Origin of the sequence: Oceanicaulis sp. LC35, from assembly GCF_052055585.1 — a bacterium.
GTDB lineage: Bacteria > Pseudomonadota > Alphaproteobacteria > Caulobacterales > Maricaulaceae > Oceanicaulis.
Map to the genome: position 1 here is coordinate 2,083,654 of NZ_CP170485.1, position 22,605 is coordinate 2,106,258.

A 22,605-nucleotide genomic window follows, 5' to 3' on the forward strand; every position below is an offset into this window, starting at 1 on the left:
ATGACCCCAGCCCTGCCGCGCCATATCATCCATGCGCTCGTCACCCGCGCGCTCGAGGAAGATCTGGGCGGGCGCGGCGATGTCACCTCGCTCGCCACCATCCCGGCGGACCGCAATGCCAGCTTCGTCATCAGGAGCCGGGCCAATGGCGTGCTGGCGGGCCAGCAACCGGCGGACGCCTGCTTTGACCTTGTGGACCGTGATGTCGCGGTCACCTGGCGCAAACGCGATGGCGATATTCTGGAGAGCGGCGATGTGGTCGCGATTGTGGAAGGGCCAGCGCTTGGCATTCTGACGGCGGAACGCCCGGCCTTGAATTTTCTCGGGCGGATGAGCGGCATCGCCACGCTCACCCGCCAGTATGTCACCGCCATCGCGGACACGGGCGCAGTCATTGCGCACACCCGCAAAACCACGCCGGGCCTGCGCGCCGTCGAACTGCAAGCGGTCCGCGCAGGCGGCGGCGCGTATCATCGATATGGCCTTGATGACGCCATCCTGATCAAGGACAACCATGTGGCCGTCTGCGGTTCGGTCAGCGAAGCAGTGAAGCGCGCCCGCGCCTTCGCCGGGCACATGACCCGCGTCGCGGTCGAGGTGGACCGGCTTGATCAGCTTGAAGACGCGCTGTCAGCGGGTGCGGAAAGCGTGCTGCTGGATAATTTCAGCCTGGATGACCTGCGCGCTGCGGTGCTGCTGACCGATAGCCGCGCCAATCTGGAAGCGTCGGGCGGGGTCAATCTCGACACCGTTCGCGCCATCGCGGAGACAGGCGTGGATGTGATCAGCGTCGGCGCCCTCACCCATTCCGCCCCCAATTTCGATCTGGGACTGGACGAGCGCTAGGCCGCCAGCCAGCGCTTCATCTGCGGAAAGGGCGCCGGGTCAGCCGGGTCGCCAAAGGGTGGCGGGGCCGAGCACATCTCAGCCCGGACAAGCCCCTGAACACCCGGGAAGAAACCCTGCGCCACCTGCATCATGACCAGCTGCGGCGCGCCCCCATGCTGTCCGCCATAGCCTTGCTCCCAGAACACGCAGTCGGGCGACACACCCGCCGCCAGCGCCGCCGCATAGGACCAGGCGATGGCTTGTGGTTCGGTGCGGGCGATCTGGCGCGTTTCAGCCTCCGTCACCTTGAGATCAGGGTCAGCAATCAGGGCGGCGGCGCAGGCGTCGATATTGCCGTCCAGATGCCTGCGTAGACGCCCCGGCGCGACGGCCAGATGCCCCGCCTCGTGCAAGATGTCGCCGGGGGAGCCCAGGCGTTCGGGATCAACGATCAAAGCGCCGTGCTGAACGACCACACCGGGCAGGAAGCTGTCATCAGACAGCGAGGCCTGCGTCACCGGCAAACCAACCGCGCTCAGAAAGCGCTCGATCGGCGCCAGCGCCTCGGCATGGATCATAATCGCCCCCTCTGGACACATCAGAACAAGCTTAGCGCGCACACAATCGCCCGCAAGGAGAGAGAGCCGTCAGTTTTCTCGTCTGCCTTGATTTTGCAACTGGACTTGAGCTGCCCGTCGGCAAAATATCGATCCAGCTGACTGCTCTGGGCAGTCTGGCGGTTCATTTGGGGACGAACCTATGGCGACCTGGGAATCCAAGACCATGCTGACACGCGAGCAGACCTGCTCGATGTGCAGCACCCGCTATCGCTACGACTTCGAAGTGAAGGCGGAATCTCAAGAGAACTCCTTTGAAGCGGAGAAAAAACTTCAGGAAAAAGTTCAGGTCGAACTCGGGCGGGACTTCTCTGATGATCCGGTCAGATGTCCAGAATGCGCAAAGATGACGCCGGCCATGTGGAAGAAGGCGATGTCGAAATCCCTCATCGCGCTGGTTCTGGGCGTCATCGGCGTCGGCATAGGCGTTCTGATCTGCTTTGGCCTGCTGCGCATGCTGGAAGAAACCGGCCTGTTCGCCTGGGGGGCGCTGCTGTTCGTCGGCTTCTGGACGCTGATGGGCGCAATCGCGGTTCCCGCCCTCGTACTGGAACCCGTGCTCAAGCCCATCAAGGGATATCGCGTGGATGCACCCTCAGCCTGAGCAGGGATCGAGCGTGAACGAAAAAGGCCGCCCATCGGGCGGCCTTTGTGCATCAGGCTTCACGTTCGGCGAGCAAGCGCCGTTCGGAGCGATTGGGGAAGCGGTAGAAGACGTGCGAGCCGATCCGGCGGGTTCGCACCAGCGTATCGTTCCAGTGCGGATCCACCGCCGTGGTATGATAGTGCGTCGCGCGATTGGTGACCGGACGGGCAAAGCCCATCAGCGCATGGTCCGCCACATTCTGCGCCCGCTCCCAGCCCCGGCCCTGAGGCGCGTTGATCATGGAGCCATCGCAGGTGAAGGTGAACTGGCAGCCCGTCGAGCGCTCGGCGCCCTGATAGACCACGCCGCAGATCGTGTTGGGATAGGCGCGGTGAAGCGAGCGGTTGATCACCACTTCCGCCACCGCCATCTGACCCGCCAGCGTCTCGCTGCGCGCTTCATAATAGATGGCTTCCGCCAGGCAACGGCGCTCGCGCGCAGCATTGCGAGCCGCATCCAGCTCATTGAGATTGAGCGTGCCGACGCTGTCGATGGCGCGCTGAACCAGCACGGCGCCTTCAACCGGATCGGAATCGATCTCGAATGAGGCGAAGGTGAACGGCGTGTCGGCGGTCTGCGGGGTCCGGCTCTGTTCAAATTCGAGGAATTGAAGCGCCAGTTCGCGAAGATCGCCGGCCTCGTCCTGTTCTTGCGCCCGCTCGGGCGCCAGGCTGACGCCCGCCGCGATCACGGCGAAAGCCGCAAGCACGCCGAACCCGGCCAGGGCGCTCTTGGCGCGAAGGAGAAGAGTCGTAACCGTCAAATTCAACAAACTCCAAGGGGCTCGCCCGGTGTCAGGGGGCGCAGCTCCGCCAGCAAGATCAGGACCATGAATGTGTGTCCTGAACGCGCTCACCATCCAGTGGTGGGCTTGGATCAGGCCGCGGTCAATAAGTATCAACCATGCCCGAAATAAGGCACAAAGCCGCCCCTGCAAGTACAGGAGCGGCTCTGTTCTTATTTAACAATGACTTACCGGAGCGCTCAATCGTCGCCCTTGAGCACGGCCTGCGCCGCCGCCAGACGCGCAATCGGCACCCGGTATGGCGAACAGGACACATAATCGAGCCCGGCCGATTCGCAGAAGCGTATCGAAGCGGGATCCCCGCCATGCTCGCCGCAAATCCCCAGTTTCAGACCGGGACGGGTGGCGCGACCGCGTTCAGCGGCGATCTTCACCAGATCCCCCACGCCATCCTGATCGAGCGAGACGAACGGGTCTTTCTCGAAGATGCCCGCTTCCAGATACTCGCTCAGGAACTTGCCCGCGTCATCACGTGACAGGCCGAACGTGGTCTGGGTCAGGTCGTTGGTTCCGAAGGAGAAGAACTCGCCATGATGGGCGATGTCGCCAGCGCGCAGCGCTGCACGCGGCAGCTCGATCATGGTGCCGATCAGGTATTGCGGACGCTTGCCGGTTTCCCGATCCACTTCATCGGCAACCGCTTCCACACGGACCTTGAGGATCTCAAGCTCCTTGGCGGTGGCGACCAGCGGGATCATCACCTCGGCGACGGGTTTGACGCCGGTTTCCTTCTCCACGAGCGCCTGCGCCTCGAAAATGGCGCGCGCCTGCATCTCGTAGATTTCCGGGAAGGTGATGCCCAGACGACAGCCGCGATGGCCGAGCATGGGATTGGATTCAGACAGATCCTTGGCGCGCTCCCACAGGCCTTGGGCGGGCAGGCCCGTCGCATCGGCCACCGCCTGCACATCCTCTTCGGTGTGCGGCAGGAATTCATGGAGCGGCGGGTCCAGAAGGCGGATCGTGCACGGACGGTCTTCCATGATGCGGAAGATTTCCGCGAAGTCGTCACGCTGCATCGGCAGGATTTTGGCCAGCGCCGCGATACGGCCGGTCTGGTCTTCGGCCAGGATCATCTCGCGCACGGCCGCAATGCGGTCCGCATCAAAGAACATGTGCTCGGTGCGGCACAGGCCGATGCCTTCCGCGCCAAACTCCTTGGCGGTCTGAACATCCGCCGGGGTCTCGGCGTTGGCGCGCACCTTCATGCGGCGGGCCTTGTCGGCCCAGGTCATGAGGGCTGCGAAATCGCCGGTCATTTCCGGCTTGATCATCGGGGCTTCGCCCATCAGCACTTCGCCGGTGGCGCCGTCCACGGTGATGATGTCGCCATCCTTCACCACACGACCGCGGGTGCTGAACGAGCGCGCTTCGGTGTCGATGCGGATCTCGCCAGCTCCGGACACGCACGGACGGCCCATGCCGCGCGCCACAACGGCGGCGTGGCTGGTCATGCCGCCGCGCGCGGTGACGATGGCCTGAGCGGCGTGCATGCCGTGAATGTCTTCCGGGCTCGTCTCCACGCGCACCAGAATGACCTTCTCGCCCTGTGCGGCGCGGGTCTCGGCTTCGTCCGCGTCAAACACCACAGCGCCGGATGCGGCGCCCGGGCTGGCGGGCAGGCCCTTGGCCAGCACGTCGCGGGTATAGCTTTCGTCGATGGTGGGGTGCAGCAGCTGATCGAGCTGGGTCGGATCGACGCGCAGAACAGCTTCGCTCTCGCTGATCAGGCCCTCGGCCACCATTTCCACGGCGATTTTCAGCGCCGCCTTGGTGGTGCGCTTGCCGTTGCGGGTCTGCAGCATCCACAGACGGCCCTGCTCGACCGTGAACTCGATGTCCTGCATGTCGCGATAGTGATTTTCGAGCTTGTCGAACACATCGGTCAGCTGGGCGAAAACCTCCGGCATGGCGGTTTCCATGGACGGCAGATGGTCGTCCATCTTGATGCGCATGGCTTCGGTCAGACATTGCGGCGTGCGGATGCCCGCCACCACGTCCTCGCCCTGAGCGTTGATCAGGAACTCGCCGTAATAGCCGGTCTCGCCGGTGGACGGGTCGCGGGTGAACGCGACGCCCGTGGCCGAGGTGTCGCCCATATTGCCGAACACCATCGCCTGAACGTTCACCGCGGTGCCCCAGCTGGCGGGGATGTCATACATGCGGCGATAGGTGATGGCCCGGTCATTCATCCAGGAGCCGAACACCGCCCCGATCGCGCCCCAGAGCTGGTCGCGGGGATCGGTGGGGAACGGGAAATCGAGCGCGCGCTGCACGGCTTTCTTGTACTGCGCGATCACCTCTTCCCACTCTTCAGCGGTGATTTCGGTGTCCAGATTGTAGTCGCGCTCTTCCTTGAAGGTCTCAAGGATCTCTTCAAACGTGGAGTGCGGCACGCCCAGCACCACGTCAGAATACATGGTGATGAAGCGGCGATAGCTGTCGAGCGCAAAGCGGCGGTCGCCCGAAAGCTTGGCGAGGCCTTCGGTGGTCTCGTCATTGAGACCCAGGTTCAGCACCGTATCCATCATGCCCGGCATGGAGGCGCGGGCGCCCGAGCGCACCGACACCAGAAGCGGGTTGGCCGGATCGCCGAACGTCTTGCCGACCTTCTTCTCAAGGTCCGCCAGAGCGGCCTCGACCTGATCGTTCAGGTCGGAGGGATACTCGCGATCGTTTTCATAAAAAGCGGTGCACACCGCCGTGGTGAGCGTAAAGCCGGGCGGAACCGGCAGGCCGAGCTTGGCCATTTCAGCCAGGTTCGCGCCCTTGCCGCCCAGAAGATTGCGATCCTCGCGGTCGCCGTCCGCCGAACCGCCGCCGAATGCATAGACCCACTTCGTCATGGGGCTCACCTTCCTGATCGTCAAAACGGAGAAAAGAGCAGACGCCCCCGCGCCTACCCTTCCAACCGTGAGAAATCCGCCACTTGATCAGCTGCTGCGCGAATCCGCGACAACAGCAACAATCTATTGCGACGCACCATAGAATCTTCTGCGTTCACGACAACCGCCTCGAAGAAGGCATCGACCGGTTCACGCAGTTGCGACAGCGCCGACATGGCGCCTTCAAAATCTTCTTTGGACAGAGCAACCGAAGCCACCTCGTCCGCGCCCTCGATGGCCGCGATCAGCGTGCGCTCTTCAGCGGCGTCCGCGGTTTTGGCGATGGCGATCATCAGGGCGGCGTCCGTGTCCTTATCCGAGCCAGAAACGGCTTCGGCGCGGGCCGATGCAAGATCGAAGCCCTTCTTCTCTTCCGCCGCCAGAATGTTCGCCGCGCGGCGATAGCCCTGCAGCAGCGCCTGACCGTCCTCGGTATTCATGAAGGCCTGCAGCGCGCGGGCTTTCTTCGTGACGCGCACGAGGTCGACTGGGTCAATCATCACGCTGTCAGACTTCTGCTCGAACAGAGCATCAATGACGTCGTGCTTCACGCCCTCATCCTTCAGGTGGACCTTGAGGCGCTCACCGAAGAACCCCTCCAGAACAACGCACATCGCCGCGATAGCTTCATCTGAAGCATTACCACCGCCCCAAGCCTTTCCGGCCTGAACTTTGACTTCATCCACAACGGAGCGCACCAGCGTTTGATGGAGGTCAAGTCTGAACCCGCCATCCAGCAAAATCCGGATCACCCCCAGCGCCGCGCGGCGCAAGGCGAACGGGTCTTTCGAGCCGGTCGGCTTTTCATCAATCGCCCAGAAGCCCACCAGCGTATCAAGCTTGTCCGCCAGCGCGACAGCGGCGCTGACCGGCGCGGTCGGCACGTCGTCAGACGGGCCTTGCGGCTTGTAATGGTCCTTGATGGCGTCGGCGATCTGGGGATCAAGGCCGGCGTCGAGAGCGTAATAGCGGCCCATCGCGCCCTGAAGCTCAGGAAATTCATAGACCATCTGGCTGACGAGATCGGCTTTCGCCAGACGCGCGGCTTTCTCCGCCATGTCCGCATCGGCATCCACGACCGGCGCGAGTTCGCGCGCCAGCTTGGCGACGCGCTCGACCTTGTCCGCCACCGTGCCCAGCTTTTCGTGGAAGGTGACCTTGCTCAGCTCTGAGGCCATCGCCTCAAGCCCGGTCTTGCGGTCGAGATCCCAGAAATGGCGGGCGTCCGACAGGCGGGCGGACAGCACGCGGGCATTACCCGCCGCAATCGCCTTGCCGCCATCGGGCGCGTCCTGGTTTGCGAGAACCACGAATTTGGAGGTCAGCTGCTGAGTCTTTGGATCACGCACCGCAAAGTATTTCTGGTGCGTCTTCATGGTCAGCGCGATGACTTCAGGCGGCAGGTCGAGGAAGTCGGGGTCCATATCGCCAAGGATCGGCGCGGGATGTTCAACGAGCCCCGTCACCTCTTCCAGAAGCCCCTGATCCTCGATCAGCTCAAGCCCGGCTTCCGCACAGACGCGGCGAGCGCCGTCGAGCACCAGCTGCTTGCGCTCGTCCCGGCGCAGGATCACGCCATTCTTGCGCAGCTTGGCTTCGTAATCGGCAAAGTCTTTGACCGAGAACGGGCCGGAGCCGTGAATGCGGTGGCCATCGGTGATATCGCCGGACGTAATGCCGAAAACCTCGGTCTTGATCACTTCGCCATCGAGCAAAGAGATCAGCGAACGCAGCGGGCGCACCCAGCGCTGGGCCGTCTCGCCCTCGCCGAACTTCATCGATTTGGGCCAGGGGAAGCTCTTGAGGATGTCGGGGATGGCTTCAGCGATCACCTCGGCCGTATCCCGGCCCGGCTTCTCGATCACAGCGATATAGAAGCTGCCCTTCTTGCTTTCCTCGACCTTGCACTGATCAAGGCTGGTGATCCCGGCGCCGCGCATGAAGCCTTCGAGCGCCTTTTCCGGCGCGTCGGTGCGCGGGCCCTTGCGTTCCTCGCGCACATCCTCGGTCTTGAGCGGCAGGCCCTCGATCACAAGGCCCAGACGACGCGGGCCGGAGTAGGCTTCAAGGCTGTCCCATTTCAGGCCCGCCTCTTTGAGGCGGTCCGACATCAGACGGGCAAGGTCACCTTCCGCACGCTCTTGCATACGCGCAGGGATTTCCTCGCAGAAGATTTCAAACAGAAACTGGGCCATGGGGAGATGCGATACTCGAAACGTCGATGTCAGGAATTCTGGGTGGCGAAGGCGCGCTGGAAGGCGGGCCGTTCGGTCATCCGCTGGGCATAGGCGGTCAGCGCCGGGGTTTTGGGGAACATACCGAACTGGATCGCCCAGTTCACCGCCCCGCCCACGATCAGGTCCGCCGCGGTGAACCAGTCACCGAACAGATACGGGCTCGCCAGAGACAGGCGCTGTTCCAGCACCCGCGCCACCAGCTGGACATTGCCCCAGCCGGCCGAGCGCTGATTGGTCTCGAACTTCATGCCCGCCTGCAGCATGGCCGGCTCGATGGACGCGGCCTGGAAGACGATCCAGCGCAGATATTCGCCCCGGCGCGGATCATCGATCTCCGGCGCCAGATTGGCGTTGTCCTTGTACTTGTCGGCGAGATAGAGCGCGATGGCGACGGTCTCGGTCACCACCGTCTCGCCATCCACGATCACCGGGATCTTGCCCATCGGATTGAGCGCCAGAAAGCTTTCCGACCGCATGGAGCCGTCTTCATAGTCGACGGCCTTGAGGTCATAGGACACGCCCAGCTCTTCAAGCAGCCACAGCGTCATCACCGCCCGCGATTGCGGGTTGTAGTACAGATGCACGGTCATGCCGCTTGCTCCTCGCGTGATTTTTCAAGCGCAACCCAGGCGCTGGCGCAGCCCTTGGCGAGCTCCCGCACCCGCGCGATCCAGCTGGCGCGCTCGGCCACCGAAATCGCCCCGCGCGCATCCACCAGATTGAACAGGTGGGACGCCTTCAGGCACCAGTCATAAGCGGGCAGCGGCAGCGGGGTCTCCAGCGCCAGCAGCGCCTGACACTGTTTCTCTGCGTCCGCGAACCATTTGATCAGCATGTCCACATCGGCATGCTCGAAATTGAAGGTCGATTGCTGACGCTCGTTTTCCAGGAACACGTCGCCATAGGTCATCCCGGCGCCGTTGAAATCGAGGTCGTAGACGTTCTCCACGCCCTGCACATACATGGCGAGGCGCTCAAGACCATAGGTCAGCTCGCCCGAGACCAGCTCCACATCAAGGCCGCCAACCTGCTGGAAATAGGTGAACTGGCTGACTTCCATGCCGTCGCACCAGACTTCCCAGCCCAGCCCCCAGGCGCCCACGGTGGGGTTCTCCCAGTCGTCTTCCACAAAGCGCACATCGTGCAGCTTGCGATCAATGCCGATGGCGTCGAGCGAGCCCAGATACAGCTCTTGCAGATTGGCCGGGCTCGGCTTCAGCAGCACCTGAAACTGGTAATAGTGCTGCAAGCGGTTGGGGTTCTCGCCATAGCGGCCATCGGCCGGACGACGCGACGGCTGCACATAGGCCGCCCGCCAGGGCTTGGAGCCCAGCGACCGCAGCGTGGTGGCCGGGTGCAGCGTGCCTGCGCCCACTTCAGTGTCATAGGGCTGCAGAATGGCGCAGCCCTGATCAGCCCAATAGCGCTGAAGGATGAGGATCAGATCCTGAAAGCTCGGGGCTTTTGAAGCGGTCATCTGCGGGCGTCCGGTCGACAGTTTTCAAGGAAAGCGTCCGGCATGTGTTCGCGGACGCAAAAGTGCGCGCGACACTAGGCCCGCCAGCGCCCCCGATCAAGCAAGAGGGGCGGTGGATGCGGTGATTTGGGGTCTTCAGACCATCAGCCCGTACGTCACGGCCTGAACCGTCCCCCGGAACAGCCGGGGGACGGAGACACAGCGTCAGTTGTTATCGTCGCCCATATCGGTCAGGGCGCCATCCGCGCTGATCAGGAACCGGCGGATGCGAACACCGCTCGCTTCCACGGAAAACTGTGCATCGGCCCGTCCGAACGAGCCGCCCACGGCGTCCTCGAGATCGGCCTGGGTGACAATCAGTTCGCCATTGCGAAGCTCGCCAGCGGGCGAAAGCGCATAGGTGCCGTTCTCGCCTTCAGAAGAATGCGTCAGCGTCACCCACATCGCCGGCAGGGCATCGCCCAGCCCGGTCAGACGGAAGACATTGCGTACGCCGGCGTCGCCGCTCCCCACCCATTCAAAGGTCGAGGAGACAAGCCCTTCCCGTCCGATCGCATTGGCGCCGCCAGACAGCGTCTCATCGGTCAGCGCCAGCGTCCCGAAATCAAGCGACGTCGTTGTGGAGACCGTGCCGACGGTGATCTGCGTGTCGGCATCCGCATCCGGAACCGCCAGAATATCCACTGCGCCGCCTGCAATATGGGTCAGCGTCACATCACTCGCGCCCGTCACGACAAAGCGCGCGACATTGTCCACAAGGGGAGCGCGCAGGCTGGCGCCGCCGCTCGACAGCTCCAGCGCTTCAAGGCCGGTGGCGTCCGACAGGGTCACCACGAGCTCCAGCTCATCGGTGTGTGCGGCCAGGCTGGCGTTGACCGCGGCCCCGCCCACAAAGACCTGCCCCTGAACCACTGCTTCCAGCGTCCCCAGACGGCGGGCATCGAGATCGTTGTAGTCAGACGCCAAAGTCGCGTTCACAACCGTCTCGCCCAGCGGGTTCTCGGCGGTTCGGGCCGCCGTGCCAAAGGTGCGCACGACAAAGCCGTCCACAGCTTGCGCAACGGGGTCAGCGGTGGTGTTGGCGTCGTTATTGTCCTGCACGTCTGAGGCCAGAACCAAGCCCGTCGCGACGAGCCGGATCTCCACCGAGGCGTTCACCTCGCCGCCCGTCAGGCGAATCGGAAGGGTGAAGACCATGTCGTCATCATCCACACCCGCCGTATAGGTCCGGTCCGTCATCTGGTCATCACACTGGCTCAATGCGCTGGTGCGGAAGGTGACGACATTCCCGTCCGAACGGCCATCGCGGTACAAAGAGAAGGCGCACGGCCCGCCCGAACTGAAGGCGCTTTGCTGGACATGGCCGTCAAACACGGCGCCCTCCAGAGTGATCTCGAGATCCGCCGGGCTGGGATAGGCTGCGAACTGGTCATCATTCTGCACGACGATCGCCAGCTGAAGGTCGCCGGTGATGGATGCGGCATCGTAATCGACTTCACTGGCCAGCACTTGCGTGCCCGTAGCGCCGAAATCGGAGGCCGCCGTGACAAAGGCGTCTATCACACGGTCATTGTCACGCACGGTCACATAGCGCTGGCTACGAACAGCTACCGGGACCGCGTCACCGCCCAGTCCGCTGCCATCGGTCCAGCTGATGATAAAGCCTTCCTGATCATCAGCATCGATCGTCACCCGGTTCTGCGAATTTGCCGTGATCGTATTGACCAGAAACTCGGAACCGATTTTGTCCCCGTCCTCATCAATCACCTGCGCACGGACGGCATGCAGAGAGGTGTCATCGGCGGACAGGCTCAGATCCTCCCAGGTCACGACAGGATTGCCATTCGACATCACAGCGACCCTGGGAGCTTGCTGATCCGACGTCGTGGTGGTGTTGATCAGGCGATCCCCCCACAGACGATTACCAGAGACATCAAACGCGCCCGCCGCAATCGCCGAGCCGGAGTTATCTCCCAGAAGCAGGCTTCTATCCTGCCAGACCACGATGAAGCCGTCCCCCAAAGCCGCGACATCGGGTATGGCCTGATCGTTCACTGTTACCAGGTTGATCAGAAACTCGCCGCCCGACCGGACGGCAGAGGACGTATAGATTTGCCCGCGCACAGCATCATCGGAGGTATCACCGCCGGATGAGCTGTCGTCGCCCCAGACCACAACAAAGCCGCCATTGGACAGGCCTGCAACGCGCCCATTGTTCTGAAACTCACTCGTGGTGGTATTGACGAGGAACTCCGCGCTGAGTGGAGAACCGCTCGCATTATACCGTCGCCCCCGGATGGCGGTCTGGCTGATGTCCGCCCCCGTCCTGCTAAGGTCCTCAAAGACAACGACAAAGCCACCATCGGCCAGCGCCGCCACATCTGACGCATCCTGATTGGAAATCGTGCTCGAGTTGACCTGAAGCTCGCCACCCACACGCGCACCGTCGGCATCGAACACCTGCGCCCGCACGGCATTGCCATTCGTATCTCCGCCGGTCTGGGATTCATCCGTCCAGGTCACCACAAAGCCGCCCCCTGTCAGAGCCGCAATGCTGGGAAATCTCTGTCGATCAGCTGTGGTGGTGTTGACCAGGAACTCGCCGCCCTGAGCGATCCCGTTTGCATCATAGCGTTGCCCCAGCACGGCGGAACCGTCGGTGTCGCCGCCTGTCAGGCTGTCATCGCTCCAGACAATGACATAGCCGCCACCGGCCAGATATGCAGCCGCGGACGAATACTGGTTATTCGCCGTCGTGGTATTGACCAGCACTTCCGGGCCCGCCGGAACCACGGTCTGCGCATGGGCGCCGCATGAAACCATGGAGGCGAACGCCAACGCGCTCGCCAGCTTGAAACCGGACATGCGGCTCTCCGTTAAAATTGATTTGGCAAGGCTCGTTTAGACGTAAGTCTTAATAGGACTGCACCCGGAGGTGCAAAAATGCTCGTGCATTAAAAAATAACCATTCCCCTGAAATCCCGGGTTCACGCCCTAGGTTCTGGACTCATAAGTCCTGAGCCAGATTCGGGCTGACGCCAGTGCGACGGCGGCGAGGAAGTTTCTTGCGAGCTTTTCAAAGCGAGTGGCGCATCTTCGGAAGTGCTTGAGTTTACAGAAGTAGCGCTCGACGAGATTGCGTTGCCGGTAGATGTGGTCGGGGACGGATCGCTGAACCTTTCGATCTTTCTGGGTCGGGATATGGGCGGTGGCGCCGATGGCCTCGATCTGTTCGACCAGGGCGCGGGCGTCATAGCCGCGATCCGCGACCACATGGCGGGTTCGTGTCAGGCTGGCGATCAGCTCGGCACCGCCCCCTTGTCGGACGCCTGCCCCTGGGACAGGCCCAGGCGGATGGGCCGTCCGCACTCGTCGACAATGGCATGGATTTTGGTGCTCAATCCCCCACGAGAGAGGCCGATGGCGTGATCCGGGCCCCCTTTTTTCCACCGGCGGCGTGCTGGTGGGCGCGGATGATCGAGCTGTCGATGAAGGCCATGGATTCAGGCGAGTGTTCGGACAGGGCCTTGAACACGCAGACCCAGACCCCCGCCTTGGCCCAGCGGTTGAACCGGTTGCAGACCGTCGTGTACGGCCCGTATCGACCCGGCAGGTCGCGCCAGGGAGACCCCGTGCGCAGGATGTAGAAAATCCCGTTCAGGACCCGACGGTCATCCGTGCGCGCCACGCCGCGCGGCTTGTTGGGCAAAAGCGGCGCGATGACCGCCCATTCCGCATCACTCAAATCAAAACGGGCCATGATCCTTCTCCTTCAAGAAGTTTGAATCATGACCCGAAGTGTTTGGGAATCCCGTTTATGGGTACAGAGCCTAACCCCGTCCCCCGGAACAGCCGGGGGACGGAGACACAGCGTCAGTTGTTATCGTCGCCCATATCGGTCAGGGCGCCATCCGCGCTGATCAGGAACCGGCGGATGCGAACACCGCTCGCTTCCACGGAAAACTGTGCGTCGGCCCGTCCGAACGAGCCGCCCACGGCGTCCTCGAGATCGGCCTGGGTGACAATCAGTTCGCCATTGCGAAGCTCGCCAGCGGGCGAAAGCGCATAGGTGCCGTTCTCGCCTTCAGAAGAATGCGTCAGCGTCACCCACATCGCCGGCAGGGCATCGCCCAGCCCGGTCAGACGGAAGACATTGCGTACGCCGGCGTCGCCGCTCCCCACCCATTCAAAGGTCGAGGAGACAAGCCCTTCCCGTCCGATCGCATTGGCGCCGCCAGACAGCGTCTCATCGGTCAGCGCCAGCGTCCCGAAATCAAGCGACGTCGTTGTGGAGACCGTGCCGACGGTGATCTGCGTGTCGGCATCCGCATCCGGAACCGCCAGAATATCCACTGCGCCGCCTGCAATATGGGTCAGCGTCACATCACTCGCGCCCGTCACGACAAAGCGCGCGACATTGTCCACAAGGGGAGCGCGCAGGCTGGCGCCGCCGCTCGACAGCTCCAGCGCTTCAAGGCCGGTGGCGTCCGACAGGGTCACCACGAGCTCCAGCTCATCGGTGTGTGCGGCCAGGCTGGCGTTGACCGCGGCCCCGCCCACAAAGACCTGCCCCTGAACCACTGCTTCCAGCGTCCCCAGACGGCGGGCATCGAGATCGTTGTAGTCAGACGCCAAAGTCGCGTTCACAACCGTCTCGCCCAGCGGGTTCTCGGCGGTTCGGGCCGCCGTGCCAAAGGTGCGCACGACAAAGCCGTCCACAGCTTGCGCAACGGGGTCAGCGGTGGTGTTGGCGTCGTTATTGTCCTGCACGTCTGAGGCCAGAACCAAGCCCGTCGCGACGAGCCGGATCTCCACCGAGGCGTTCACCTCGCCGCCCGTCAGGCGGATCGGAAGGGTGAAGACCATATCGTCATCATCAAAACCCGCCGAATAGGTCCGGTCCGTCATCCGGTCATCACACTGGCTCAATGCGCTGGTGCGGAAGGTGACGACATTCCCGCCCGAACGACCATCAGCGTAAAGGCCAAAGGCGCACGCCCCGCCCGAACTGAAGGCGCTCTGCTGGACATGGCCGTCAAACACGGCGCCCTCCAGCGTGATCTCGAGATCCGCCGGGCTGGGGAAGGCTGCGAACTGGTCATCATTCTGCACGACGATCGCAAGCTGAAGGTCGCCGGTCATGGACGCTGCTTCGTAATCGACTTCACTGGCCAGAAATTGCGTGCCTGTGGCGCCGAAATCGGAGGCCGCCGTGACAAAGGCGTCTATCACGCGGTCATTGTCCCGCACGGTCACATAGCGCTGGCTGCGAATGGCTAACGGGTCCGGATCACCGCCCAGTCCGCTGCCATCTGTCCAGCTGATGATAAAGCCTTCCCGGTCGTCGGCATCGATCGTCACCCGGCTCTGTGACCCCGCGGTGATCGTGTTGACCAGGAATTCGGAACCGATCTTGTCGCCGTCCTCATCAATCACCTGCGCACGAATTGCGCTCAGATTGGTGTCGGCGCCCGTCAGGCTGAGATCCCCCCAGGTCACGACAGGATTGCCATTCGACATCACTGCGACCCTGGGCTCTTGCTGATACGACGCCGTGGTGGTGCTGATCCGGCGATCCCCCCACAGACGGTTGCCAGAGGCATCAAACGCGCCTGCCACAACTGCGGTGTTCGAGGCATCACCGAGGAGCAGACTGCTATCCTGCCAGACCACAATGAAGCCGTCTCCCAGAGCCGCGACATCAGGTCTGTTCTGAGAGTTCAATGTCGTCGCGTTGATCAGAAACTCGCCGCCCGACGGGGTGCCGGAGGCCGAATAGATTTGCCCGCGCACAGCATCAGACGAGGTGTCGCCGCCGGATGCGCTGCTGTCGGTCCAGACCACAACGAAGCCGCCATTGGACAGGCCTGCAACGCGTCCATAATTCTGAAAGTCATCCGTGGTGGTATTGACGAGAAACTCCGCGCCTTGCGGAGCGCCGCTCGCATTATATCGTTGCCCCCGGATGGCGGTCTGGCTGATGTCCGCCCCCGTCCTGCTAAGGTCTTCAAAGACAACGACAAAGCCGCCATCCCTCAGCGCCGCCACCTCAGACCTGTCCTGATTGGAAACCGTGCTGGTGTTGACCAGAAACTCGCCACCCACGCGCGTACCGTCCGCATCGTACATCTGCGCCCGCACGGCATTGCCATTCGTATCTGCGCCGGTTTGGGATTCATCCGTCCAGGTGACCACAAAGCCGCCGCCTGTCAGGCCGGCAATGCTGGGAAATCTCTGGAAATCGGCTGTGGTGGTGTTGACCAGGAATTCACCGCCCCGAGCAATCCCGTTTGCATCATAGCGCTGCCCCCGCACGGCGGTAAGGTCCGTGTCTCCGCCTGTTCTGCTGTTGTCACTCCAGACAATCACATAGCCGCCATCGGTCAGATATGCAGCGGCGGACGAGAACTGGGTATCAGCCGTGGCCGTATTGACCAGCACTTCCGGGCCTGCCGGAACCAGGGTCTGCGCATGGGCGCCGCATGTGACAATAGAGGCGAACGCCAACGCGCTCGCCAGCTTGAAACCGGACATGCGGCTCTCCATAAAAATTTTGTGACAGGTTTTGTCTAGACGTAGGGGTTATATGGCCTGCGCGTGGAAGCGCGACCCAAGAATGCGAATTAAATAATAACCTATGCCCAAGTATTTGTGAGGGTTTTGCCCTAGTCCCGGCCCTCGCGCTCGAGCTTGCGCCGCACCGCTTCGGCGGCGGCGTCCGCCGTCCTGTCGCGGCGGGCTTTGGCGGGGCGGGTGAAGATCACGAAGGCGATCACCGCGCCCGCCGCCAGCAAAAGCGTCAGTTCGAGCATTCTAGAGCCCGAAGCGCGCCCAGACCGCGCGCAGCTCAACGCCATCCAGCGCCGCGCCGAACAGGCGAGAGAGCGGGCCTTGCTTGGCGGGGCTGAAGACTTTCACGCGCACATCCTCGCCAAAGCGGGCGCGGACCACGCTTCGCAGATCACCAATTTCGTCCGCAATGCCATTTTCGATGGCTTCAGAGCCAGTGAAGACCGAGCCGTCAAACAGCTCTTCGCCCTCTTGCGGATTGAGCTTCTCGCCCCGGCGCGATTTGACCAGCTCGATGAACTGGCCGTGCACGGTGTTCAGCAAACGCTCCATGCGTTCTTTCTGCTGGTCGGTTTCGGGCGAGAACGGATCGGCGATCAGCTTGCTCTTGCCTGCGGTCTTCACCCGGCGCTCGACGCCCAGCTTGTCCATCGCCTCGGTAAAACCAAAGCCCGCATTGATGACGCCGATGGAGCCGATAATCGTCGCGGGATCGACAAAGATCTCATCCGCCGACACCGCCAGGAAATATCCGCCGGACGCGGCCACATCCTCGCAGAACGCCAGCACGGTCTTGTCTTTCTCGACCGCCAGCGCACGGATGCGCTCATGGATCAGGCGCGACTGCACCGGGCTGCCGCCGGGCGAATTGATCAGGAGCGCCACCGCAGACGTGTCAGGCATCGAGAAGGCTTTCTCGATCTGTTTCTCGACCCGCTGCAGGTTCAAGGCGTTGGCGTTACGCCCGCCGGACATGATCACGCCCTCAAGCCGGATCACCGGCACGACGGGCTTGTCGTCTCCCAGCAGCTTGCGAACCGATTGACGGACCTGCTCGACAGCAGACAGAAGCGAGTCTTTCAGTGACATTGTTTTGCGTCTCCAACCAGATAGAGATCAGTTGGGGGCTTCAGCGATGAAACTCAAGCCGCGCCTCGCCTTTGAAAATCGCATCCGCTTGCTCCGTGAAGCCGCTTTCCCCCGCCGCATGCAGGATCAGAGGGGCATGAAGCTGGAGCGGCGCCTTGCCGGTCTTGATCGCCTGCACCAGCACCCGCTTGGCGGGTTCCCCGGCGCGGGACTGAAGAGGCAGCACTTTCACCGACCCCGCCCGGTTCTTCAGCGCGATCAGAATGTCATCCAGCCGGTCCGCCCGCTGGATCACCGTTATGACGCCACCTGACCGCAGGCGGCGCAGCCCCGTATCGATCCACGCGGCCAGCCCGGCATCAGACATCCAGGCAGGCGTCTTGCCCGGCTTGGGCGCGCGAAGAGCAGACGGATCATCAAAGAAGGGCGGATTGAAGAACACGGCATCCAGCTCGCGCGCATCGGGATAGACCAGCGCATCCCCCTCGGTGATGCGAACCCGATCCGCCATGTCATTCAGCACGATATTGTCTTGCGCCAGCGCAGCGGCTTTCGGGTCGATCTCGACGCCGATCAGTTCCACATCATCATAGAGCGCCGCCGCGCCCAGAAGCGCCGCGCCGACCCCGCAGCCAAACTCCATCGCCCGCTGGCCCGGTTTCAGATTGAGCCCCGCGACCAGCACAGCCGCATCCATGCCGGCGCGATAGCCGTCCTCAAGCTGATAAAGACTGATCTTGCCGCCCAGAAAGGCGTCTGGCGCCCGTGTCACGTTTCCCCATCACCCTTGAGGGCCTCAGCCAGAAGGGATTTGGCGCGAGGACCATCGTCTTCACGCACCAGAATCCGGCGCTTGATCCAGGGCAACGCCCCGCCAAAGGTCGAGGAGGTCTGCTCATCCAGCGTCACCGCCTCAATCCCCGCCTCCTTGAGAACGGCCTGCGCGAAACTGAGTTTCACGGGATCGTTTGTCGCAAGCACTTCGATCATTCTGGTCTCCGGCCTATATGAGCTTTAGGCATAATGAACCATCCAATGCGTTCGCACAGCGTCGCGTGCTTGCCGCTTCAGGGGGCGCTCCCTATTGTGCGGCGCGCTGAACGAGAACATCAAGGGGCTCGGGGTGAACGGACTCCCTCAGGCAGACATTCAGGAACAGCCGGTCAATCCGGTGATCCGGCTGGCGACGCTCGCCAGCGATGACATGGCCGCCGTGGAGGCCGTGATCGAGGAACGTATGGCCAGCGCCACGCGCTCCATACCGCAGACCGCCGACTATCTGGTCGCGGCAGGCGGCAAGCGCATCCGCCCCCTGATCACCGTCACCGCCGCCCGCATGCTGGGCTATGAAGGGGACGGCCACGTCTCCCTCGCTGCTGCGGTGGAGTACATTCACTCCGCCACTCTGCTGCATGACGATGTGGTCGATGAGAGCGAGCTGCGCCGAGGCAAGGCGCCCGCCAACACCGTCTGGGGCAACGCCCATTCGGTCCTGGTTGGCGATTTCCTGTTCGCGCGCTCCTTCATGATGATGGTGGATGCAGGCTCCATGGACGCCCTGCATGTGCTGAGCCGCGCCGCCTCGGTGATCGCCGAGGGCGAGGTGCGCCAGCTGGCCGCCGTGCGCAATATCGACATCAGCCGCGACGAATATATGAGCATCATTGATGCCAAGACTGCGGCCCTGTTCTCCGCCGCCGCCCAGGTCGCCCCGATCCTTCACGGCTCGGACAAGGCGGTCGAGGACGGACTGGAAACCTATGGCCGCGAGCTGGGCCTCGCCTTCCAGCTTGTCGATGATGCGCTCGACTATGGCGGCATGGCTGCAGAGCTGGGCAAGAATACCGGCGATGATTTCCGCGAAGGCAAGATCACCCTGCCCGTCGCCCTCGCCATGGAACGGGCCAACGCCCGCGAGCGCGCCTTCTGGAAACGCGTCATCAGCGACGGCGAACAGACCGACGCTGATTTTGACGAGGCGCTGGCCATCCTGAAAAAGCACGGCGCCCTCGACGCCACGCTTGAAGCCGCCCGCACACACGCTGCGAATGCGGTCAACGCGCTCAAGATCGCACCGCAGAACGAATGGACCGAGGCGCTGGCCGCCCTTCCAGAGTTCGTCGTCGAGCGCGCTTACTAGTCTCATGGGCGGCCTTGGCCGCCCTTTTCACATCCGCAACGCAAAGGTCCGCCATGCGCATCTCCAGCCAGTTTGATTCCGGCAATATCGTTGTGAAGTCCGCGTCCGATCCCAAGGACATCCGCCTTGAGATCAAGAAGGACAATGGCTCGGATTTCTATCAATGGTTCCATTTCCGCCTGTCGGGCGCGAAGGGTCAGACCTGCCGCATGGTGATCGAGAACGCGGGCGGCGCGGCCTATCTTGACGGCTGGGACGGGTATCAGGCCGTCGCCTCTGAAGACCGTGAGCATTGGGAGCGGATCGAAACCTCCTACACGGACGGCCAGCTGACCCTCACCCTCACCCCGGACGCAGACGCGGTGTGGATCGCTTACTTTGCGCCCTATTCCATGGCCCGTCATGACGCCCTGATCGCCGCCTGCCAGGCCGATCCGCGCGTGACGCTCGATGTGATTGGCGAAACGCTGGACGGTCGCGATATCGACCGTTTGACCGTGGGCGAGCCGGGCGAGGGCAAGAAAACACTGTGGATCACCGCGCGCCAGCACCCCGGTGAAAGCATGGCCGAATGGGCCGCCGAGGGCCTTCTGGAACGCCTGCTCGATGACAATGACCCGGTGGCCCGCGACCTTCTGGGCAAGGCCGTCTTCCACATCGTGCCGAACATGAACCCGGACGGCTCCTTCCGCGGCCATCTGCGCACGAATGCGAAAGGTGTGAATCTCAACCGTGAATGGGACAAGGCGAGCGCGGAGAATTCACCGGAAGTCAAATGCGTGCTCGACGCGATGGAAGAGACCGGGGTGGATTTCTTCCTCGACATGCATGGCGATGAGGGCCTGCCCTATAACTTCATCGCGGGCGCCGAAGGCGTGCCAGGCTGGACGGACGCCGATCAGAAGAAGCTCGACGGCTACAAAACCGAGCTGAAACGCTTCAATCCCGATTTCCAGACCGAGTTCGGCTATGCGGTCGATGCGCCCAATAGCGCCGACCTCTCCATCGCCACCCACTGGATGCGCCATCATTTCGGCTGCCTCGCCATGACGCTGGAAATGCCCTTCAAGGACAATGCGGACATGCCGGACGAGATCTATGGCTGGTCTGCAGAGCGCTCCATGAAGCTCGGCGCCAGCCAGCTCGACGCCATCCGCGCAATGCTGGATCGGCTTTGATCTGACTGAATTCCCGAGCGAGCATAGCGAGACCCGGGACCTTTCTCCGGATAAAGCGCCACGCTTTATTCTCTCCAATTGTCATTCACCGGTTTATCCGGTGAATCCATGCCGTGACTTGTGATCCAACCAACCGGCATGGATCCCCCGCATGAAGCGGGGGATGACAGTGAGAAGGGTTTTCGTGAACCGCCAGATCCCGGGTCGCTTCGCGTCCGGGATGACAGGCTTAAACGAGAAGCGGTCTACCGCCCGACAACCCGCCCGACCGAGACATGCAGGCCGGTCAGCACCAAGACCCACACGGCAAACACCACCGGCACGGCGCCGTCCATGATCTGCGCAGCGACAAGCCCTGTCAGTCCGATTACAGCCGTCAGCCCGCCATAGACCAGCGCGATCGCCTGATGGCTCCAGCCGCTATCAATCAGGCGCTGATAGGCATGCTCACGATGGGCGGAGAGTGAGAAGCGGCCATGGCGCGCCCGACGCAAGAGCGTCAGCAAAACGTCCGCCAGAAACACCAGAACGAAGAGCGGCGCGAGCCAGAGCGTGCCGGAAAAGCCGTGATTGACGAGCGCCAGCGCCCCGCCGGCATAGAGCGCCCCGGCCCCCAGCGCGCCGATATCCCCGGCAAACAACTTCGCCGGCGGCCAGTTGAGCAGCACGAAGCCTGACAGGCTCGCCGCGAGCAGCACGCCTGCGATCACGGACGTCATCACGCCTGCGGCCAATCCCGCGACGCAGAGCGCGACCCCGGCCGGGATCATCACGGTGGCCAGAATGCCGTCCGAGCCGTCCATGAAGTTCGCCGCATTCACGACCACAAACACAAACAGCGCCGAACCGATCCAGCCAATGAGAGGGTTCAGGGCAAAGCCCAGCTCATAGGTCAGGCCAAAGCGGCTGACCGGACCGGCTACGGCCACCATGCCCAGGCAAAAAGCGATGAAAGCGATAAGCTTGAGCCGCTCATCCAGCACAAACAGATCGTCGAGAAAGCCCAGGGCTGCGAACAGCAAGGTCACCGCCAGCACGCCACCCAGAGCTGACGCACTCAGCGGAAACAGGCTGGCGATGATCGCGCCTGCCCCCACGCCCGCCATCACGCCCAGCCCGCCGCCCCGCGGCGTGGGTGCGCTATGGCTTGAGCGCGCATTGGGGAAATCGAGAATGCCGCCCTTGAGCACCAGAAACGAGACGATGAGGCTGACCAGTCCGGCGCTTGCCGCCATGGCGATCAGCGCCGCGCTCACGCCGCGCCTCCAAAGACCACGGCGCGCGCCGTCCAGTCCGGATGGGTCTGTGTCAGGGCGGTCGCCGCGCGTTGGGCGGCGTCCGAGGTCTCAAACAGTGCAAAGCAGCTGGCTCCGGAACCGGACATCCGCGCCAGACGTGAACCCGGCTGTGTGGCCAAAGCCTCCAGCGCCGTCGCAATCACAGGCGTTTGCGCGATAGCAGGCGCCTGAAGGTCATTGCCGTCCAGAAGCAGGCGATCGATGGCGTCATCCAGCGTGCCCGCGATCATCGGCTTGCCGGGCGACAGCCGCCCCGGCTCGGTCGCGTCATAGGCCTTGAAGACCGGTCCCGTGGGCACTGGCGCACCGGGGTGCACGATCACGCCGTGCAGTCCGGGCCAGGCGATCAGCGGGGTCACCCGCTCGCCAATCCCTTCCATGCGTAGCGGTCGCGCATGCACGCAGGCGGGCACATCCGCGCCCACCACCGTGCCGATCTCGGCGAGTTGCTTGATGGAAAAGCCCAGATCCCAGACCCGGTTGAGGATGCGCAGGGCGGCGGCGGCGTCCGAAGACCCGCCGCCCAGCCCGGCCGCGACCGGCAAATGCTTGTCGAGCGTCAGGCTCGCGCCCAGCTCGGGCTTGTCGGCGGCGGCGCGCAGCGCATAGGCGGCCTTGAGAACAAGGTTCTGCGGGTCCGCTTTCAGACCCTCCGCGCCTGGCCCGCTCAGGCTGAGCGTCAGCGTTTCAGAGGGCAGCGCCGTCAGCGTATCGCCCCAGTCTGCAAACACCACAAGCGAGTCCAGCGGATGGTAGCCATCGGCGCGCGGTCCGCCGACACGCAGGGTCAGGTTGACCTTCGCCGGAGCGAATTCTGTGGCTGCTTCAGTCATGT

18 protein-coding genes and 1 pseudogene are annotated in these 22,605 nt (G+C 63.0%); 4 read left to right on the forward strand and 15 right to left on the reverse strand.

Annotated elements, in window-relative coordinates; translation table 11 throughout:
* Complete coding sequence (gene nadC / locus ACFELO_RS10015; protein ID WP_440957626.1) at positions 1–846, forward strand: carboxylating nicotinate-nucleotide diphosphorylase; 846 nt, start codon at positions 1–3, stop codon at positions 844–846.
* Here the strand turns inward: nadC and ACFELO_RS10020 are convergent.
* On the reverse strand, positions 843–1,406 hold the full coding sequence (locus ACFELO_RS10020) for a hypothetical protein (RefSeq protein WP_440957627.1): 564 nt from the start codon (positions 1,404–1,406) through the stop codon (positions 843–845). The two genes, nadC and ACFELO_RS10020, sit on opposite strands and share 4 nt — an antisense overlap.
* A 181-nt stretch (positions 1,407–1,587) precedes the next feature.
* Here ACFELO_RS10020 and ACFELO_RS10025 point away from each other — a divergent pair, with 181 nt between their 5' ends.
* Positions 1,588–2,049, forward strand: coding sequence for a hypothetical protein (locus tag ACFELO_RS10025; RefSeq protein WP_440957628.1), 462 nt, complete (start codon positions 1,588–1,590; stop codon positions 2,047–2,049).
* Positions 2,050–2,101: 52 nt separating this feature from the next.
* On the opposite strand, the gene ACFELO_RS10030 is transcribed toward ACFELO_RS10025, so the two are convergent.
* The 12 genes and pseudogenes from ACFELO_RS10030 to ACFELO_RS10085 form a co-directional block, all read right to left on the reverse strand.
* The gene (locus ACFELO_RS10030) at positions 2,102–2,854 is read right to left on the reverse strand and encodes a cell wall hydrolase (protein ID WP_440957629.1); all 753 of its coding nucleotides are present in this window, start codon (positions 2,852–2,854) and stop codon (positions 2,102–2,104) included.
* A gap of 221 nt (positions 2,855–3,075) precedes the next feature.
* Positions 3,076–5,742: a pyruvate, phosphate dikinase gene (gene ppdK, locus ACFELO_RS10035; protein ID WP_440957630.1), complete on the reverse strand. Its 2,667-nt coding sequence runs from the start codon at positions 5,740–5,742 to the stop codon at positions 3,076–3,078.
* A 53-nt stretch (positions 5,743–5,795) separates the two neighbouring features.
* Entirely contained in the window at positions 5,796–7,976 is a 2,181-nt protein-coding gene (glyS, locus tag ACFELO_RS10040) for a glycine--tRNA ligase subunit beta (RefSeq protein WP_440957631.1), read from the reverse strand.
* 29 nt (positions 7,977–8,005) lie between these two features.
* The gene (locus ACFELO_RS10045) at positions 8,006–8,608 is read right to left on the reverse strand and encodes a glutathione S-transferase family protein (protein ID WP_440957632.1); all 603 of its coding nucleotides are present in this window, start codon (positions 8,606–8,608) and stop codon (positions 8,006–8,008) included.
* Positions 8,605–9,495: a glycine--tRNA ligase subunit alpha gene (locus tag ACFELO_RS10050; RefSeq protein ID WP_440957633.1), complete on the reverse strand. Its 891-nt coding sequence runs from the start codon at positions 9,493–9,495 to the stop codon at positions 8,605–8,607. Before ACFELO_RS10050 ends, ACFELO_RS10045 begins: the two co-directional genes overlap by 4 nt.
* A gap of 204 nt (positions 9,496–9,699) precedes the next feature.
* Positions 9,700–12,360, reverse strand: coding sequence for a hypothetical protein (locus ACFELO_RS10055; protein ID WP_440957634.1), 2,661 nt, complete (start codon positions 12,358–12,360; stop codon positions 9,700–9,702).
* Positions 12,361–12,489: 129 nt separating this feature from the next.
* Positions 12,490–13,255: pseudogene (locus ACFELO_RS10060) on the reverse strand (IS5 family transposase).
* 113 nt (positions 13,256–13,368) lie between these two features.
* Positions 13,369–16,029, reverse strand: coding sequence for a hypothetical protein (locus ACFELO_RS10065; protein WP_440957635.1), 2,661 nt, complete (start codon positions 16,027–16,029; stop codon positions 13,369–13,371).
* A 131-nt stretch (positions 16,030–16,160) separates the two neighbouring features.
* Entirely contained in the window at positions 16,161–16,307 is a 147-nt protein-coding gene (locus ACFELO_RS10070) for a hypothetical protein (protein WP_440957636.1), read from the reverse strand.
* 1 nt (position 16,308) lies between these two features.
* Positions 16,309–17,154: a S49 family peptidase gene (locus ACFELO_RS10075; protein WP_440957637.1), complete on the reverse strand. Its 846-nt coding sequence runs from the start codon at positions 17,152–17,154 to the stop codon at positions 16,309–16,311.
* Positions 17,155–17,194: 40 nt separating this feature from the next.
* Entirely contained in the window at positions 17,195–17,926 is a 732-nt protein-coding gene (locus tag ACFELO_RS10080; RefSeq protein ID WP_440957638.1) for a tRNA1(Val) (adenine(37)-N6)-methyltransferase, read from the reverse strand.
* On the reverse strand, positions 17,923–18,144 hold the full coding sequence (locus ACFELO_RS10085) for a putative signal transducing protein (RefSeq protein ID WP_440957639.1): 222 nt from the start codon (positions 18,142–18,144) through the stop codon (positions 17,923–17,925). Before ACFELO_RS10085 ends, ACFELO_RS10080 begins: the two co-directional genes overlap by 4 nt.
* A 214-nt stretch (positions 18,145–18,358) precedes the next feature.
* Here ACFELO_RS10085 and ACFELO_RS10090 point away from each other — a divergent pair, with 214 nt between their 5' ends.
* Complete coding sequence (locus ACFELO_RS10090; protein ID WP_440959913.1) at positions 18,359–19,294, forward strand: polyprenyl synthetase family protein; 936 nt, start codon at positions 18,359–18,361, stop codon at positions 19,292–19,294.
* A gap of 53 nt (positions 19,295–19,347) precedes the next feature.
* Positions 19,348–20,472 (forward strand): M14 family metallopeptidase, encoded by a 1,125-nt coding sequence (locus ACFELO_RS10095; RefSeq protein ID WP_440957640.1) that lies wholly within the window; start codon positions 19,348–19,350, stop codon positions 20,470–20,472.
* Positions 20,473–20,717: 245 nt separating this feature from the next.
* On the opposite strand, the gene ACFELO_RS10100 is transcribed toward ACFELO_RS10095, so the two are convergent.
* Both ACFELO_RS10100 and ACFELO_RS10105 read right to left on the reverse strand, forming a co-directional pair.
* Positions 20,718–21,728 (reverse strand): hypothetical protein, encoded by a 1,011-nt coding sequence (locus tag ACFELO_RS10100; protein ID WP_440957641.1) that lies wholly within the window; start codon positions 21,726–21,728, stop codon positions 20,718–20,720.
* Positions 21,725–22,603 carry a 4-(cytidine 5'-diphospho)-2-C-methyl-D-erythritol kinase gene (locus ACFELO_RS10105; protein WP_440957642.1) on the reverse strand — a complete coding sequence of 293 codons (879 nt, stop codon included), beginning with the start codon at positions 22,601–22,603 and terminating at the stop codon, positions 21,725–21,727. The genes ACFELO_RS10100 and ACFELO_RS10105 overlap by 4 nt, the downstream gene beginning before the upstream one ends.
* Between the last annotated feature and the right edge of the window lie 2 nt (positions 22,604–22,605).